The sequence below is a fragment of the Xanthomonas sp. GW genome (assembly GCF_014236815.1).
Taxonomy (GTDB): Bacteria; Pseudomonadota; Gammaproteobacteria; order Xanthomonadales; family Xanthomonadaceae; genus Xanthomonas_A.
Genome location: NZ_CP051189.1, coordinates 930,357 through 946,754 on the forward strand (window position 1 = coordinate 930,357; position 16,398 = coordinate 946,754).

The window sequence follows — 16,398 nt, forward strand, 5'->3', positions numbered from 1 at the left end:
CCTGTTTCGCATCTGCCATGCTCGTGCCATGACCGTCAGCATTCCGAACCCGCCAGCGCCGCGCCGATGCCGTTTCGCCGCGCGCCTGCTGCTGGCGCTGGCACTGGCCAGCGGCGGCGCGCTTGCCGCGCCGCCCGAGCCGGCCGACCAGGCTAGCGCCGATTGTCTTGCCGCGCTGCTGCGCCAGCTCGGCTGGCGCATCGACAGCACGCCGGCCGCGCAGCCGTGGCTGCTGCCGGGCGCGCCCTGCGAACGCAGCTCGCTGGCAGACGCACAGGCCCACGGCGACCTGCAGGCGGCGTTGCCGGCGCAGTGGAGTCCGGCGCAACGGCGCGACGCGCTGCGCGCGCTGCTGGAGACGCCGGCCACGCAGTGCGGCTATTTCCTGTTGCTCGGCGCGGCCACCCAGCGCGCGGTGACGCGGTTGCAGGACAACCCCGGCTACCGCTTCAGCGCGCTGCAACTGGGCTGGATCGGATTCGGCCCGGGCGGTGCGCGCCGGCAGGGCTGGCAGCGCTTCCGCAGCTTCGGCCGCGGCTATCGTCCGGCGCAGGGCAATGCACGCGCGATCGAGGCGTTCTACAGCGGCCACGTGCGCTCGGAGTGCGGCGTCGGCCGGCAGATCGCGCAGCTCGCCACGCAGCGCGAGCTGTACGGCGATGCCGGCTTCGATCGCGCGTTCAGCGCCGGGGAGCTGTCGATCGGCACCTTCCTCACCCTGCACGACACCGACAGCATCCTGCTCGGCGCGCATGCCGGCGAGTTCCTCGCCGACGGCAAGGCGGCCAAGACCGCGCAACGCGGCGGCGCCGCCTTCCTCGGCGCGCCCGGTTTCATCGCCCATGTGTTCGAGCGACGCTACCTGGACGACATCAACAACCAGGCGGAGAACTTCGTGGTCGTGGCGGTCAGCGCCGACGCGGCGGCGGCGTTGCGCCGGCATGGCGGCTTCGCCCATTACGACGCCAGCAACCGGCGCATCTGGGAACTGGCGCAGGCGCTGCGCGGACCCGGCCGCGAGCGCTTCGAGAAACTGCTGTTCGAACGCGACCCCACGCTGCGCGCGACGCTGTCGCCGGCGCAACGCAGTGTCCTGGCACAGATCGACACGCTGCTCGATGATCCGTTCTACCGGGGCTTCGACGTATACGTGCATCCCAAGGGCACCAAGCCGATCGGTTACCACGTGGCACGCCTGCTGGACCGCAATCCGCGCACGCCGTTCGCGATCGACCTGACCCTGCACAACCTGCATACCACCTTGTACCGGCGCTGGCGCGACCAGCAATTGCAGGACTGTGCGCGAGCGGCGCAGGGCGCTTCATCCGGACGCGTTCCTTAGCTGCGCGTCACGCCGCCGGCGCCGCTTCGTGCGACCCTAATGCTCCTCACTTCGAGCTAGGACAGACGCATGGAACTGGGACTTGTAGGCTTGGGCCGGATGGGCGCGAACATGGCCGAGCGGCTGGTGCGTGGCGGCCATCGCGTGGTCGGTTTCGACCTGGGCGAGGCGGCGCGCAGCGCGGCGCAGCAGCGCGGCGTGGAGACGGCGGACTCGATGGCGGCGCTGGTCGCGGCATTGCCGGCGCCGCGCGCGGTGTGGCTGATGGTGCCGTCCGGCAAGATCGTCGACGACACCCTGGCCGCCTTGCTGCCGCTGCTGACCGCAGGCGACGTGGTCGTGGACGGCGGCAATTCGTACTACAAGGATTCGATGCGCCGTGCCGCCGAGTTGGCCGCGCATGGCATCGCCTACGTCGATTGCGGCACCAGCGGCGGCGTGTGGGGCCTGAAGGAAGGCTACAGCCTGATGATCGGCGGCGACGAAGCGGCCGTGAGCCGGCTTAACCCGCTGTTCGCCACCCTGGCGCCGGCCGCCGATGCCGGCTGGGGCCGGGTCGGTCCCAGCGGTGCCGGCCACTTCACCAAGATGGTCCACAACGGCATCGAGTACGGAATGATGCAGGCCTATGCCGAAGGCTTCGCGTTGATGGCGCGCAAACAGGAATTCGAACTGGACCTGCACCAGATCGCCGAGGTCTGGCGCCAGGGCAGCGTGGTGCGCTCGTGGCTGCTGGACCTGTGCTCGGATGCGCTGGGCGACAACCCCACCTTGGCCGGGATCGCGCCCTATGTCGAAGATTCCGGCGAAGGCCGCTGGACGGTGGCCGAGGCGATCGACCTCAACGTTCCCGCGCCGGTGATCACCTTGTCGCTGCTGGAACGGCTGCGCTCGCGCGACGACGATTCGTTCACCGACAAGCTGTTGTCGGCGATGCGCAACCAGTTCGGCGGGCACGCGATCAAGCACGAAACGCCGGCCGTGCCGCCGTCCGGGACCGCGGCCGGGTAAGCACAGGCGTTTCAGTCCAGCGCCAGCGTGCGGCCTTCGGCGGCGCTGCGCTGGCCGAGTTCGAGCAAGCGCATCACCGCCAGCGCCTGCGCCGCATCCACCGGCGCGGGCGCGCGTCCGGCCATCGCCTCGCGAAAGCCGGCATAACAGTGACGATAATCGCCGCGCTGCGTCTGCAGCGCGTGCGCGGTGGTACTGCCGTCGTCGGCAACCAGCGTCAGCTGGCCGGCGAGCGGATCCTCGCCCCACTGCGGCGCGGCCGGGGTGAGTCCGGCGCGCAACTGCGCCTCCTGCGTGTCCAGGCCATGCTTGAGATAGCTGCCGCGCTCGCCGTGCACGGCGAAGCGCAGCCCGTTCGCCGCGACCAGCGAGCCGGCATGCAGCACCGCACGCAGCCGCGGGTAGCGCAACACGGCGTGGAAATAATCGGTTGCCTGTGCGCTATGGCGCTGCTGCGCCAGATCGACCTGGATCGCCTCCGGCAGGCCGAACAGTTGCAGGGTCTGGTCGAGCAGGTGCGGCCCCAGGTCGAACCACAATCCGGAACCGGGCAGCGCATGCTCGCGCCAGCGGTTGCCGACCTGCGGGCGATGGCGATCGAAGTGCGAGTGGAACTCGGCGACCTCGCCCAGCGTGCCTGCTTCCAACAGCGCGCGCAGGGTGAGGAAATCGCCGTCCCAGCGCCGGTTCTGGAACACGCTGACGATGCGTCCGGCGCGTTGCGCCCGCGCGATGAGTTGCTGTGCCTCGTCCACGTCCAGGGTGAACGGCTTGTCCACCAGCACGTGCTTGCCCTGCGCTAGTGCCGCCAGCGCCAGCGGCGCATGGGTCTGGTTCGGCGTGGCCACCACTACCGCATCGATCTGCGGATCGGCGAAGGCCTGCTGCGCGTCGGCGACGATGTGCGCCTGCGGATAGGCCGCGGCTGCCTCGTCGTGGCGGCTGGAGACGATGGTGTGCAGGCGCAGGCCCGGCGTGTGCGCGATCAATGGCGCATGGAACACGCGGCCGACGAAACCGTAGCCGAGCAGGGCGAGATTGAAGGTCTGATCCATGGCGTGCGGTGTAAGTCCAAGGGAAGACAGTATCCCTGCAGCGTGCTTCACCTGGCGTGCACGCCTTTCACGCTGCCGCGATTTGCCGGTCACGTCGCTTGTACGCCACCGCGCAGACACTCCGCCCCACACCTTCAACGGAGGAAGACATCATGAAAAAGTTCACATCGCCCACGCTGCTCAGCGCCGCACTCGCTTTCGGTCTGACCCTGGCCGCCGGCCAGGCGCTCGCCGTCGATCCGCCGACCACCGCCGACAAGGACCATGCCGCCATGGCCCACAACGACGGCATGAAGCACGAATCCAAGGAGCCGGTCACCGACACCTGGATCACCACCAAGGTGAAGGCCGATCTGCTCGCCACCAAGGACGTCTCCGGCACCGACATCAAGGTCGAGACGCTCAATGGCACGGTCAAGCTGTCCGGTGCGGTCGGAAGCAAGGCGCAGCACGACAAGGCCGTGTCGGTCGCCAAGATGATCGACGGGGTCAAGAAGGTCGACTCGACCGGCCTGAAAGTGACTGGCGCAGCCAAGCACTAAGTCACGCCATCGGTGACGGTGGTGGGGCGCGCGACGAGGCGCGCCCCACCACCGCACTACGACGCACTCTTCGGAGTGCGTTTTTTTTGGGCGACGCACTCGCGTGCCGGGAGCATCACGCGGCGTGTCGCCGCGCTTCGCATTGCATTGACGCACGTTCAGTCATCATCAAGCCACGTTAGCTACCAGGCGAATTGCCATGTTGGATGCTTACTCTCCAGCCGCGCCAAGCCACGCGGCCACGCAACCCGCGCCGCTCGACGCGGTGGATACGGCGCTCTCCTCGACAGACGCGCCGCCGCGACCGTCCTCCCTGCTCCTGGCGATGCGCCAGCTCGAATCGAAGCTGGGCATGCTGCTGGTCACCTTCCACGACGATGCCGGGTTCTGGCGCGCCTTCGCCAGACTGATGCAGGACCTGGACAAGGACCTGACCGCCGGCGAGCGCGCGCGCCTGCACAGCCATGCCGATTTCCTGCTGGTACGCGCAGGGATGTCGTCGTGGACGCTGATCGGCGCGGCGCACGACGCCGCTGCCCGCATGGTCCGGGCGTCGGCGCGCTGATCCGGGGTACGGTCGAATGGCCTGAACCGATGGGCGGCGCACAGCCGCCCATTTCTTTGTCCCCAATCGTTAAGATAAAGTCGCATTCAGGCGCCGCGATGGGGAGCTTGCGCGAAGCCTGAATAATTCATCGTGCGCTCGCGGGGATCGGCGACAATGCCGCCCCGCTGTCGCTGCCGTCTTCAATCTTCAAAGAACAGGTATGCAGATCACCGCCAAACATGACGCCTGGGACCGCTGGCGTTTGCCGCTGCTGGTGCTGGCGGTGGTCCTGATCGTGATCCTGCCCTCGTTGCTGTTGCGGCAGATGAGCGAAAGCACCTTGCGTGCGGCCGATTGGGTCAGCCATAGCCAGGAGGTCACGGCGGCGCTCAGCAGGTTGGAGGCGGACATGCGCGACATGGAGTCGGCGGCGATGGCGATGTCGCACGATGTCGACTCGCCGATCCTGCGTGCCCGTTTCAGCGGAGCGCGCGCGGCGATCACCCCGACCATCGCGCGCCTGGTCGAACTGACCCGCGACAACCCCGACCAGCAGGTGCGCATCGGCCGCCTGCAGAGCACCCTGGAACGGCGCAGCCTGCTGGCGGCGCGCATCGCCGAGAACCGCGACCCGGAACGGATCCGCGCCTTGATCCAGGAGATGACCGCGGACAACCCGATCCGCGGCCTGGTCGCCGAACTGCAGAAGCGCGAGGATGCGCTGCTGGCCGAGCGCACCGCCGACGCCGACCAGCGGCGCATGCTGGCCTCGGCGATCAGCTGGGTGTCGCTGGCGGTGCAGTTGCTGCTGCTGGGCCTGGTGATCTGGCTGCTGCAGCGGCAGATCGGCCGGCGCCTGGACGCGGAGCGGCACATGCTGCGCGCCAATGCCCGCGCCGCCGCGGTGCTGCAGACGGTGCGCGAGCCGATCGTGCTGCTCGACAGCGAGCAGCGCATGCTGATGCACAACGCCGCTTTCGGCGAGCTGTACGGGCTGGACCCGGAGCGTCCGACGAAGATGCTGGCCGATGTCGGCGACGGTGTCTGGGAGGATCCCCTCGTGCGCCAGCGCCTGGCCGACGTGCTGCTGCGCGGGCGCGAGCTGTGGGATTTCGAACACGAACAGGCCGGCGCCGACGGCGTCGGGCGGACCATGCTGCTCAACGCGCGGCGCATGCCGCTGCCGGACAGCGAGGACGAAGTGGTGCTGATGACGGTCAGCGACATCAGCCTGCAGAAGGCCTCGCAGCAGCGTATCCAGATGCTCAACCGGCAGCTCGAGGGCAAGGTGGAGCAGGTCTCGGAGGTCAATCGCGAACTGGAGGCCTTCAGCTATTCGGTCTCGCACGACCTGCGCGCGCCGCTGCGCCATGTCGCCGGCTTCGCCGACAAGCTGGCACGCCACCTCGGCGACGACGCCGACGAGAAGAGCCGCCATTATCTGGAAGTGATCGGCACCTCGGCGCGGCGCATGGCCTCGCTGATCGACGACCTGCTGGTCTACTCGCGGCTGGGCCGCAGCGCGCTGCGCCTGCAGGCGGTAGACATGCAGTCGCTGGTGGCGGAGACGCGTTCGGTGCTGGACGCCAACTTCCAGTCCGATCATGCCGGCAGCGGCCACCGCATCGAGTGGAGCGTCGCGCCGCTGCCGATCCTGGTCGCCGACGAGAACATGATGCGCCAGCTGTGGTTGAACCTGCTCGGCAATGCGGTCAAGTACAGCGCCAAGCGCGAGGTCGCGGTGATCGAGGTCGGCTATCAGCTGCAAGCCGACGGCAACCACCACTTCACTGTGCGCGACAACGGCGCCGGTTTCGACATGGCCTACGCGGCCAAGCTGTTCGGCGTGTTCCAGCGCCTGCACAAGGCCAGCGAGTACACCGGTACAGGCATCGGCCTGGCCAGCGTGCGCCGCGTGCTCACCCGCCACGGCGGCCATATCTGGGCCGATGCGACGCCGGACCAGGGCGCGACCTTCCACTTCGTCTTACCTCCCGCGCTCGAAGCGCCTACCAACGAGTTGACCGCATGACCGCCATCCGCACCATCCTGCTTGCCGAAGACAGCCCCGCCGATGCCGAAATGGCGGTCGATGCGCTGCGCGACGCGCGCCTGGCCAATCCCATCGTGCATGTCGAAGACGGCGTGGAGGCGATGGACTACCTGCTGCGCCGCGGCGCCTACGCCGACCGCGAGGAAGGCCTGCCGGCGGTGCTGTTGCTGGACATCAAGATGCCGCGCATGGACGGGCTGGAAGTGCTGAAGCTGGTGCGCACCGACGAATCGCTCAAGCGCCTGCCGGTGGTGATCCTGTCGTCCTCGCGCGAGGAAAGCGACCTGGCCCGCAGCTGGGATCTGGGCGTCAACGCCTACGTGGTCAAGCCGGTGGACGTGGACCAGTTCTTCACTGCGGTGAAGACGCTGGGCACGTTCTGGGCGGTGATCAACCAGGCGCCGGACAAAGAGTAAGCGCCTATGCCTACGACCGGCACCAAGCTCGGACCGATCCGGATCCTCATGGTCGAGGATTCCCCGGAAGACGCCGAGCTGCTGTCCGACCAGTTGCTGGAGGCCGGCCTGGAGGCGACCTTCCGGCGGGTGGAAGGCGAGTCCGCGCTGCGCGTCGCGCTGCGCGAGTTCGCGCCGGACATCGTGCTGTCGGACCTGAGCATGCCGGGCTTCTCCGGACACCAGGCGCTGCGCGTGCTGCGCGAGCACAGCACCTCGGTGCCCTTCATCTTCGTCTCCGGCACGATCGGCGAGGAGACCGCGGTGGAGGCGCTGCGCGACGGCGCCAACGACTACATCATCAAGCACAACCCGACCCGGTTGCCGTCGGCGGTGGCGCGCGCGATCCGCGAGGCGCGCACCGAGCGCGAGCGGCAGCGGGTCGAGGGCGAACTGATGCGCGCGCAGCGGCTGGAGAGCCTGGCCATGCTCGCCGCCGGCCTGAGCCACGACCTGCGCAACATCCTGCAGCCGCTGCTGATCGTGCCGGAGTTGATGATCGGACGCAGCGACGACCCGCAGCTGCGGCATCTGGCCGAAGTCATCGCCGAGTGCGGCCGGCGCGGCCACGAGATGGCCGAGTCGATGCTGTCGTTCGTGCGCGGCTCGCGCACGCCCAGCGAGCGGGTGTCCATCGCCGGCCTGTTCCAGGCGGTGCAGATGCTGCTCAAGAGCAGCCTGCCCGAGCGGGTCGGCCTGCAGGTGGAGGTGGCCGACGCCGAGCTGTCGATCGAGGCCAACTACACCGAGCTGCAGCAGTGCCTGCTCAACCTAGGCCTGAACGCGATCCAGGCGATGCCCGATGGCGGCACGCTGGCCATTTCGGCGGCGCCGGCGATCGGCGCCGACGGCAGCGAGCGGGTGCGGATCCTGGTCCGCGACACCGGCGTGGGCATGGACGCGGACACACAGGCGCAGCTGTTCAGTCCGTTCTTCACAACCAAGCCCGACGGCACCGGCCTGGGCCTGATCTCGTGCAAGCGCATCGTCGAAAGCTACGGCGGCAGCATCGGCGTGGACAGCACGCCGGGCGTGGGCACCTGCTTCGAACTGCTGATCCCGCTGCGCGGTCACGCACCCTCGGCCGAGCCGGAGCCGGCGATGCCGATGGGCAGGGGCCAGCGCGTGTTGCTGGTGGACGGCGAGGCCACGCGCCTGTCGCTGCTCGGCAACGCCTTGTCCAGCCAGGGCTACCAGCCGCAACTGGCCTCCGACGGCGCCGCGGCGCTGCGCGAAGTGCGCGAACGCGGCATGCCGGATCTGCTGATCGTGGACAGCGACATCATCCTGCTGTCGGCGGTGAGCCTGCTGCTGGCGCTGCAGGATCTGGACTACCACGGCCCGGCGATCGTGCTCGAGGATGCCGGCACCGCCCTGCAGCGCGATCACTTCCCGCGCGACATCGCCGTGCACGTCCTGCGCAAGCCGCTGGAGATGCAGCGCGTGTTCCGCGCGGTGGCGCATGCGTTGGAGAGTGGCTGAGAGGCCGGGATTCGGGATTGGGATTCGGGATTCGTTTCAGGCAACAGCAAAGGCAACGCCGTTGCACGGACAGTAGAGCGCTTCAGCGCGGGCGATCAGAGCCTGGATGCGCTTTTGCGAATCCCCAATCCCTAAATCCCGAATCCCTGCTTCACAGCGAATCCCCAATCCCGAATCCCCAATCCCGGCTTCACTGCTGCGACGACTGGTCTTCCGGGTCGCGCCGGGCCGGCACGCGGCGTGGCGGCAGCGGCGGCAGGGTGCCGCGGGTGTCGGCGTCGCTTTCGGTGGTCAGCGCCGGCTCCCACGGGAAGCGCGGCAGGGTACGCACCGCGTTTTCCAGCTTGCGCGACCAGGTGTCGTGGATTTCCGAATACAGCGGGGTGTCCGCTTCCAGGCGCAGGCGCTCGGTGACGCGCAGGTCGTTGCGGCGGATCACCGCCAGGTCGATCGGCATGCCGACCGACAGGTTGGAACGGATGGTGGAGTCCAGCGACACCAGCGCGGTGCGCGCGGCGTCTTCCAACTGCATCTCCGGGCGGATGATGCGGTCCAGGATCGGCTTGCCGTACTTGGACTCGCCGATCTGCAGGTACGGCGTCTCCGGCGAGGTGGCGATGGCGTTGCCCAGCGGGTAGATCATGTACAGCCCGGGCCGCTCGCCGGCGATCTGCCCGCCCAGGATCAGGGTGGACTGCACGCTGACGCCGCTGTGCTGGGACTGGTCGGAGAGCTTGACCTGGCTGGAGACCAGCACCTCGCCGACGTACTCGGCGACCTCGAACAGGTGCTTGAACGAGCGCAGGCTGCGCGGTGCGTCCGGATCGTCCGCATCGCGTTGCAGCTTGGAGATCGCCAACTGGGTGGTGGCCAGGTTGCCGGCCGACATCAGCACGAACACCGCCTGCCCCGGATACTCGAACACATGCAGCTTGCGATGCACGCGGACGTCGTCCAGCGAGGCGTTGGTGCGCGTGTCTGCGGCGAAGACCAGGCCTTCGTCCACTTCGATGCCTACGCAATAAGTCATGTCGCTGCCGGAGTTCAATGCGTTTCGATTCTATGCGGGGGGGACGGGCTTGGCTACCCGTTGACGGTCGCGGCCGCGGCATGCGCGAATATCCCATGACCACCGTGCTCCTCAGCCTGGGCAGCAATCTGCGCCCGCAACAGCATCTGCCTGCCGCGATAGGTGCGCTGCGGCAGCGTTTCGGCCCGATCGCGGTATCCCCGACCTACCGCACCCCGGCGGTCGGATTCGACGGCCCGCCGTTCCTGAACAATGCCGTGTCGTTGCAGACCGAGTGGGAGCTGGAAGTGCTGGATGCCTGGCTGCATGCGCTGGAAGACGCGCATGGGCGCGACCGCAGCGGCCCGCGTTTCAGCGACCGCACCCTGGATATCGACGTGGTGTTCTACGGCGACCGCATCGTCGAAGGCCCTGGCCACCTGCGCATCCCGCGCCCGGAACTGCGCCACGCCTTCGTGCTCAAGCCGCTGGCCGATATCGCCGCCGACTTCGTCGACCCGCTCAGCGGCCGCAGCCTGGGCGCGCTGTGGCAGGCGCACGCGCAGTTCGGGGAGGCGTTCGAGGTGGTGGAGCTTTATGAAGCCGGGAATGGGGAATCGGGAATAGGGAATCGGTAAAGGCGGACGCCGGGTCGGTCTTCAGGCTGTCATGGCGCGGTAAGCAGTGGTTCCCAGCAACGACTGGCCCAGGCGCGCTTGCCTATTCCCCATTCCCAGCCTTCAAGAAAGGCCTCGGCCCCCGTCCACCCGCAGCGTCTGCCCGGTGACGAAGCCGGCGTCATCGAGCAGCCAGCGCACCGCCTCGGCGATCTCTTCGATCTGGCCGATCCGCGCCAGCGGCGTGCGCGCCAGCAAGGCTTGCTGCGCGGCGCTGTCCTTGCCGGTTTCCGGCCACAGGATCGCGCCCGGGGCGATCGCGTTCACCCGCACCTGCGGCGCCAGCTCCAGCGCCAGCGAACGGGTCAGCATCGCCAGCGCCGCCTTCGCCGCGCTGTACAGCGGATGCGCGCGCAGCGGCTGTTCGGCATGCAGGTCGGTGATGTTGACGATCGCGCCGCGGTGTTCGCGCAGTTGCGCGGCCGCGGCCTGGGCCAGGAACAGCGGCGCGCGCGCGTTGACCGCGAACAGGTCGTCCCATTGCGCCGGCGTGGCCTCGGCCAGCGGGGTCGGGTAGAAGTTGGAGGCGTTGTTGACCAGCGCATCGAGCCGGCCGAAACGTTGCACGCATTGGTCCACCAATGCCGGCAATTGCGCGGCGTCGCGCAGGTCGGCGTGCAGGGTCAGGGTGCTGCCGGCGCGCGTGGCTTCCAGTTCCTCGGCCAGCGCCTGCAGCTCGGCCTGCGAGGTGTGCGCGTGCAACGCCACGCGATAGCCGGCCGCGTGCAGGTGCCGCGCGATGCCGGCGCCGATGCGGCGCGCGCTGCCGGTGATCAGGGCGACTTTGGTTTCGGTCATGTGTGCATTCCACGCTCGGCTATGCTGTGCATTGTCCACGCAATCCAGCGCCGCATGCCTATCGACTTTCCCACCCCCGACGCCGACGCGCTCGCCCACAGTGATCGCCTGGCCGCGCATCTGCGCGCCGAGATCGCCGCCGGTGGCGGCGCGATTCCGTTCTCGCGCTTCATGGAGCTGGCGCTGTACGCGCCGGGCCTGGGCTACTACAGCGCCGGCAGCAGCAAGTTCGGCGAGGACGGCGACTTCGTCACGGCGCCGGAGCTGGGGCCGCTGTTCGCCGCCACCGTTTCCAACGCGCTGGCGCCGGTGCTGCAGCAGCTCGGGCCGCAGGCGCGGATGCTGGAAGTGGGCGGCGGCAGCGGCGCGTTCGCCGAGGTGATGCTCAAGCGCCTGCTGGCGCTGGACGCGCTGCCCGAGCGCTACGCCATCCTCGAGCCCAGTGCCGACCTGCGCGAACGCCAGCGCGAGCGGCTGCAGCGCGCGCTGATCCCGCCAGTGTTCGACCTGGTGGAGTGGCTGGACCGGCCGTTCGAGGACGACTGGAACGGCGTGCTGTTCGCCAACGAGGTGGTCGATGCGCTGCCGACGCCGCGCTTCACCCTGCGCGATGGCGAGGTGTTCGAGGAAACCGTGACCCTGGACGGCGAAGGCCGCTTCCGCCGCGGCGAGCAGCCGGCCGATCCGCTGCTGGCGGCGGCGGTGCGGCATGTCGAACGCTATCTGGAAACGCCGTTCGCCGACGGCTACCGCTCCGAACTGCTGCCGCAGCTGCCGTACTGGATCCAGGCGGTGGCCGGCGGCCTGCGCAGCGGCGCGATGCTGTTCGTCGACTACGGTTACCCGCGCGGCGAGTTCTACCTGCCGCAGCGCGACGATGGCACCCTGCGCGCGTTCTACCGGCACCGCACCCATGCCGATCCCTATCTGTGGCCGGGCCTGCAGGACCTGACCGCGTCGGTAGACTTCACCGCGCTGGCCGAGGCCGGCACCGGCGCAGGGTTCGAACTGGGCGGCTACTGCACCCAGGCCAGCTTCCTGCTCGGCAACGGCCTGGATGCGCTGCTGGCCGAGGCCGAGGCGCGCAGCGACGAACGCGGCCGCCTGCGCCTGCGCGAGCAGGTGAAGCGGCTGACCCTGCCCAGCGAGATGGGCGAGCGCTTCCAGGTGATGGGCTTCGAACGCGATGTGTCGCTGGCGCCGGCGTTCCTGGTCGGTGACCTGACCTGGCGGCTGTGATGGCGGCGATCCGCGCGTTCCGCCGGCCCTGGCTGTGGCTGGGGCTGTGGTGGCTGGGTGTGCTGGTGCTGATCTATGTGTGCATGATGCCGCACCCGCCGCAGCTGTCCGATCTGCCGGACACCGACAAGGCCGAGCATTTCACCGCCTACCTGCTGCTCGCGGCCGGTGCGGTGCAGATCTACGCCGGGCCGCGCGCCTGGCGTTGGGCGGCGCTGGGCCTGCTGCTGCTCGGCATCGGTATCGAGTTCGCGCAGGGCGCATGGACCACCACGCGCTCGGCCGATCCGTTCGATGCGCTGGCCGATGCGCTGGGTGTGGCGGCAGGGATGGCCACCGCGCTCACCCCGCTGCGCGACCTGCTGTGGCGGTTGGAAACCGGCGCGGGGCGGCGCCGCCGCGGCTGATGCCCGGGCGTGTTTCGCGCGCGCGGTGACGTCGGCCCGGCGCCGCGGTCTACGCCATCGGCCAAGATGCAGTTTCCCCGGTGGCGGTGCCGGTGTGCGCGCGGCGCCTGGCATAGAGTGCGTCGGCCCGCGCAGTGCCCGGGCCGATGCGCGGCGCACCGCGCACCTGGCGCATGGCCGGTGGCGGCACGCCAGCGGCCGGCGCCGCCTTCGCCGAGGAGAATCCCATGCCGACACGTCGCGCCCGCGCCTTGCGCAGCACCACCCTGTTCGCCGGGCTGTGCCTGGCCGCCATCGCCGCCCCCGCCGCTGCCGCCTGGGACGGGATCTGCAACGGCACGGCCACCTATACCGGTTCCGGCTACTCCGGCGGCGCCGTGCTGCTGGATCCGATTCCAGCCGATGCGATGATCACCGCGCTGAATCCGACGCAGATGAACTACGGCGGCATTCCCGCCGCGCTGGCTGGTGCCTACCTGCAGGTGCAGGGGCCGCGCGGCACCGCCACGGTCTACGTCACCGACCTGTATCCGGAGGGCGGCGATTGCGGCCTGGACCTGTCGCCCAATGCCTTCGCCGCGATCGGGGACATTGGTGCCGGGCATATCCCGATCAGCTGGAAGGTGGTCGCCGCGCCGATCGACGGCAACGTGGTGTACCGGATCAAGGAAGGCAGTTCGCAGTACTGGGCCGCGATCCAGGTGCGCAATCACCTGTATCCGGTGGTCAAGTTCGAATACAAGAAGAACGGCGCCTGGGTCAGCCTGCCGAAGATGCCGTACAACCATTTCGTCGGCGAGCAGATGGGCGCGCAATTGCTGGAGATCCGCCTCACCGATATCCGCGGCCAGGTGGTGACCGACACGCTGTCGGCGTTGCCGAGCCAGGGCGACAAGGGCGTGTACTTCGTCGAGGGGCACGTGCAGTTCGCGAAGTGAATGGCGGCGTGGCGCGGACTGGCGCGTCGCGTCGTGACGGATAGCGGCGCCGCGGGAGGGGCGCCGGGCAGCCTGCCAAATGCACTGTAGGAGCGGCTTCAGCCGCGACCGGCAGCGTGGAGCACTTGTGACGCTCTGCGCTGTCGCGGCTGAAGCCGCTCCTACAGGAAGCGCGGTTCGGCTGCGGCCGACCGCGCAGTCGCGCTCAGAACTTGAAGTGCACGGTGGCCATGTAGCGGCGGCCGTTCTTGTAGCGCCCGGCCGGGTGATCCTTGTCGCCCAGGTACTGGAAGTACTCCTCGTCCAGCAGGTTCTGCGCGTCCACCTGCAGCGACCACTGGTCGCTGATCGCATAGCCGATGCTCGCGCCCAGGTCGGTGTAGTCGTCGACACTGGCCGGCGCGGCGCCGGCGACGTAGCCGCCGGCCAGGTAGCTGTCGCGCCAGTTCAGGCTGACGCGCGCGTTCCACGGCCCCTTCTCGTAGTAAGGGCTGAAGGCCACGCTGTTGCGCGACTGGTAGGGCAGGCGGTCGCCGGTGTTGTTCTCGCCGTTGGCATAGGTGTAGTTGGCGGTGAGGCCGAAGCCGCTGCTGCCGAACGGCTGCTGGTAGGCGAGGGTGAAGCCCTTGACCTTGCCGTCGCCGGCGTTGCGCGGGCGCTGGATGCTGTAGTTGCAATAGCCGTCGGCGCTGCAGCCGTTGCTGCCCAGCATCTGCGCCCAGGTCTGCGGCGAGGTGTCGCGGATCGAATTGTATTGGCGCTCGATCGTGGCCGAAGTGTCGATGTAGTTGTCGATCTTCTTGTAGAACAGCGACCACGCCACCACCGCCTGCTGCGCGAAGTAGTACTCGGCCGACAGGTTGAAGTTCCACGATTCGTACGGCGACAGCGCCGCATTGCCGCCGCTGCCGGTGAGCGTGGTGTCGTTCAAGAAGGTGTTGTTGACCATCTGGTTGTACGGCGCCCAGGCGATCACCTTGCCCGCGGCGAAGCGGAACACCCAGTCGGTGTCGGTGTCGTAGGCCAGGTTCAACGACGGCAGCAGGAAGTGTTCCTTGCGGGTGCGGGTCTGCCATTTGCTGTCCAAGTCGTCCAGCGTCGGCGTGCCGCTGTAGACGAAGCCGCTGCCTTCGGTCTTGGAATCCACGTAGCGCACGCCGAGGTTGCCGCGCAGGCCGCCGTTGGAGAAATTCAGCTGCACGTAGGCGGCGTTGTTGGTCTGCTGCAGTGCCCAGCTGTTGTTGAGGTAGCTGGCCGGGTCGGGATTGGCGTAGTCCACCGGGCTGTTGCGGATCCAGTCGATGACGTTGCCGCGGCCGGCCTGCACATGCCGGCCCTGGTCGGGATAGAAGCCCTGGATGTCGGTCAGGCCGATCGTGCCCACGTCGGCCAGGGTGCCGGGGGTGACGCCGCCGTACACGTTCAAGGTGAAGTCTTCGTCGTGCTTGCCCTGGCGCACGCCGAACAGCAACTGGTTGAACACGCTGTCGAACTGCAGGTTGAAATCCAGTTGCCCGTAGCGGTCCTTGCTGTGCGTGGCGAAGATGCCGTTGTTGCCGAACCAGCCGCCGGCCGAACCCCAGTTGGCCGGATCGCGCGCGCCGGCCGCATCGTCGAAGCGGATGCCGCGCTGCAGGTCCCAGCTGAAGCCGCCGTTGTAGAACGGCTCGATGAAGTATTGCGACAGGTCCTTGTTGTCCGACTTGCTCTGGCCAATCTGGCCGCTCACGCCCCAGCCTTCGCCGCGGAACGCGCCGCGCAGGTCGATGCCCTTGGTGACGACTTCCGATTGGCGCACGTTGTTGTCGTAGATCACCGTGCCGCCGCCGGCATTGGCGTTGGCGCCGGAATGGCCGCTGCCGACCACGCCGTTGCGCACGCTGCCGAGCGCGTCCACCGCGTCGATGGTGCCCTGGTTCCAGGTCAGGAAGCTGTACATCGACTGGTTGTAGTTGTCGAAGTTCTCCTTGATGTACAGGCCGCTGAGGTTGAACTCCAGCGCATCGCTGGGCTTGAGCTGCAGATTGACCACGGCGCTGTCGCGCTTGCGGTCCTGCTGGAACCAGGCCGCGTTGACCGAGTTGGGCACGTCGGCATCGGCCGGCACGCCGCCGGCGTTGCCGAAGGTCGCGGCCTTGGCGTAGCCGAACACCTCCATGCCCTGACGATCGACGCGCTCCTCGTAGTGCTGCGCGGACACCGCGATGCCGAAGGTCTGCTGCGGGTTCTTCCAGCTGTACAGCAGCGAGGCATTGGGTTTGCCCTCGCTGGCCTGCTGGCTGTAGCTGTAGCCGACCGAGCCGGCGATCTCGTTGGCCTTCAGGTCCAGCGGCTGCCGGCTGTGCATCAGCACGGTGCCGCCGAGGCTGCCTTCGACCAGCCGTGCCTCGGAGGATTTGACGATCTCCGCCCGGCCCAGGATCTGCGGCGACAGCAGGGTGTAGTCGAAGCCGCGGTTGGGCTGCTCGCCGTACAGCCAGATCGCCTGCGCCACCGGGTGGCCATCCAGGAACGACAGGTTGAGGCTGGGGTCGGTGCCATCGATGCTGACCCGTTCGCCCTGGCCGAAGCGGCGGTCGATGGTGACGCCGGGAATCTGCGCGAACGCTTCGGCGACGTTGGTGCTGGGGAACTTGCCGATGTCCTCGGCGGTGATCGCTTCGGACACGGTGACGTTGTTGCGCTTGGTGTCCAGCGATTTTTCCAGGCTGGCGCGGATGCCCAAGACCTGGACCGCGTCCAGGTCGGTGGCGTCGCCACCGGCTTGCTGCGCCTGCGCGGAAAAGGCCAGGGTGGCGAGGATTGCTGCGGACAAGACGGAATGGCGGTATTGCATGATGTCT

The 16,398-nt window shown here is 68.4% G+C and carries 14 protein-coding genes and 1 pseudogene; 11 read left to right on the forward strand and 4 right to left on the reverse strand.

The genetic code is table 11. The features are described from left to right. The first annotated feature begins 28 nt into the window (after positions 1 to 28). Positions 29 to 1,342, forward strand: coding sequence for a hypothetical protein (locus HEP73_RS03990; RefSeq protein ID WP_185822201.1), 1,314 nt, complete (start codon positions 29 to 31; stop codon positions 1,340 to 1,342). A gap of 69 nt (positions 1,343 to 1,411) precedes the next feature. Continuing rightward, the gene (gene gnd, locus HEP73_RS03995) at positions 1,412 to 2,353 is read left to right on the forward strand and encodes a phosphogluconate dehydrogenase (NAD(+)-dependent, decarboxylating) (protein ID WP_185822202.1); all 942 of its coding nucleotides are present in this window, start codon (positions 1,412 to 1,414) and stop codon (positions 2,351 to 2,353) included. Positions 2,354 to 2,364: 11 nt separating this feature from the next. Here the strand turns inward: gnd and HEP73_RS04000 are convergent, their stop codons facing one another. After that, the gene (locus HEP73_RS04000; RefSeq protein WP_185822203.1) at positions 2,365 to 3,408 is read right to left on the reverse strand and encodes an oxidoreductase; all 1,044 of its coding nucleotides are present in this window, start codon (positions 3,406 to 3,408) and stop codon (positions 2,365 to 2,367) included. A gap of 152 nt (positions 3,409 to 3,560) precedes the next feature. Here HEP73_RS04000 and HEP73_RS04005 point away from each other — a divergent pair, with 152 nt between their 5' ends. The 5 genes from HEP73_RS04005 to HEP73_RS04025 all read left to right on the forward strand — a co-directional run bounded on the left by HEP73_RS04005 (position 3,561) and on the right by HEP73_RS04025 (position 8,487). Then, positions 3,561 to 3,950 carry a BON domain-containing protein gene (locus HEP73_RS04005; protein WP_185813852.1) on the forward strand — a complete coding sequence of 130 codons (390 nt, stop codon included), beginning with the start codon at positions 3,561 to 3,563 and terminating at the stop codon, positions 3,948 to 3,950. A gap of 199 nt (positions 3,951 to 4,149) precedes the next feature. Continuing rightward, the gene (locus tag HEP73_RS04010; RefSeq protein ID WP_185822204.1) at positions 4,150 to 4,515 is read left to right on the forward strand and encodes a hypothetical protein; all 366 of its coding nucleotides are present in this window, start codon (positions 4,150 to 4,152) and stop codon (positions 4,513 to 4,515) included. 202 nt (positions 4,516 to 4,717) lie between these two features. Further along, positions 4,718 to 6,529 carry a sensor histidine kinase gene (locus HEP73_RS04015; protein ID WP_185822205.1) on the forward strand — a complete coding sequence of 604 codons (1,812 nt, stop codon included), beginning with the start codon at positions 4,718 to 4,720 and terminating at the stop codon, positions 6,527 to 6,529. Beyond that, complete coding sequence (locus HEP73_RS04020; RefSeq protein WP_179567317.1) at positions 6,526 to 6,966, forward strand: response regulator; 441 nt, start codon at positions 6,526 to 6,528, stop codon at positions 6,964 to 6,966. Before HEP73_RS04015 ends, HEP73_RS04020 begins: the two co-directional genes overlap by 4 nt. A gap of 6 nt (positions 6,967 to 6,972) precedes the next feature. Beyond that, a complete protein-coding gene (locus HEP73_RS04025) occupies positions 6,973 to 8,487 on the forward strand; it encodes a hybrid sensor histidine kinase/response regulator (protein WP_185822206.1) in 1,515 nt (504 codons plus the stop codon). 190 nt (positions 8,488 to 8,677) lie between these two features. Here the strand turns inward: HEP73_RS04025 and HEP73_RS04030 are convergent, their stop codons facing one another. Further along, positions 8,678 to 9,517, reverse strand: a complete 840-nt coding sequence (locus HEP73_RS04030; protein WP_185822207.1) for a 20S proteasome subunit A/B — start codon at positions 9,515 to 9,517, stop codon at positions 8,678 to 8,680. A gap of 95 nt (positions 9,518 to 9,612) precedes the next feature. Here HEP73_RS04030 and folK point away from each other — a divergent pair, with 95 nt between their 5' ends. Continuing rightward, positions 9,613 to 10,134 carry a 2-amino-4-hydroxy-6-hydroxymethyldihydropteridine diphosphokinase gene (folK, locus tag HEP73_RS04035; protein WP_185822208.1) on the forward strand — a complete coding sequence of 174 codons (522 nt, stop codon included), beginning with the start codon at positions 9,613 to 9,615 and terminating at the stop codon, positions 10,132 to 10,134. A gap of 102 nt (positions 10,135 to 10,236) precedes the next feature. Here the strand turns inward: folK and HEP73_RS04040 are convergent, their stop codons facing one another. After that, entirely contained in the window at positions 10,237 to 10,971 is a 735-nt protein-coding gene (locus tag HEP73_RS04040) for a pteridine reductase (protein WP_185822209.1), read from the reverse strand. 54 nt (positions 10,972 to 11,025) lie between these two features. Between HEP73_RS04040 and HEP73_RS04045 the strand changes: the two genes are divergently transcribed. The 3 genes and pseudogenes from HEP73_RS04045 to HEP73_RS04055 all read left to right on the forward strand — a co-directional run. Further along, on the forward strand, positions 11,026 to 12,210 hold the full coding sequence (locus HEP73_RS04045; RefSeq protein ID WP_255423667.1) for a class I SAM-dependent methyltransferase: 1,185 nt from the start codon (positions 11,026 to 11,028) through the stop codon (positions 12,208 to 12,210). Then, on the forward strand, positions 12,210 to 12,617 hold the full coding sequence (locus tag HEP73_RS04050; protein WP_458309647.1) for a VanZ family protein: 408 nt from the start codon (positions 12,210 to 12,212) through the stop codon (positions 12,615 to 12,617). The genes HEP73_RS04045 and HEP73_RS04050 overlap by 1 nt, the downstream gene beginning before the upstream one ends. Before the next feature lie 335 nt (positions 12,618 to 12,952). After that, a pseudogene (locus HEP73_RS04055) lies at positions 12,953 to 13,555 on the forward strand (expansin EXLX1 family cellulose-binding protein); the annotation flags it as partial. Positions 13,556 to 13,760: 205 nt separating this feature from the next. Here the strand turns inward: HEP73_RS04055 and HEP73_RS04060 are convergent. Next, positions 13,761 to 16,391: a TonB-dependent receptor gene (locus HEP73_RS04060; RefSeq protein WP_185822211.1), complete on the reverse strand. Its 2,631-nt coding sequence runs from the start codon at positions 16,389 to 16,391 to the stop codon at positions 13,761 to 13,763. Positions 16,392 to 16,398 lie beyond the last annotated feature (7 nt).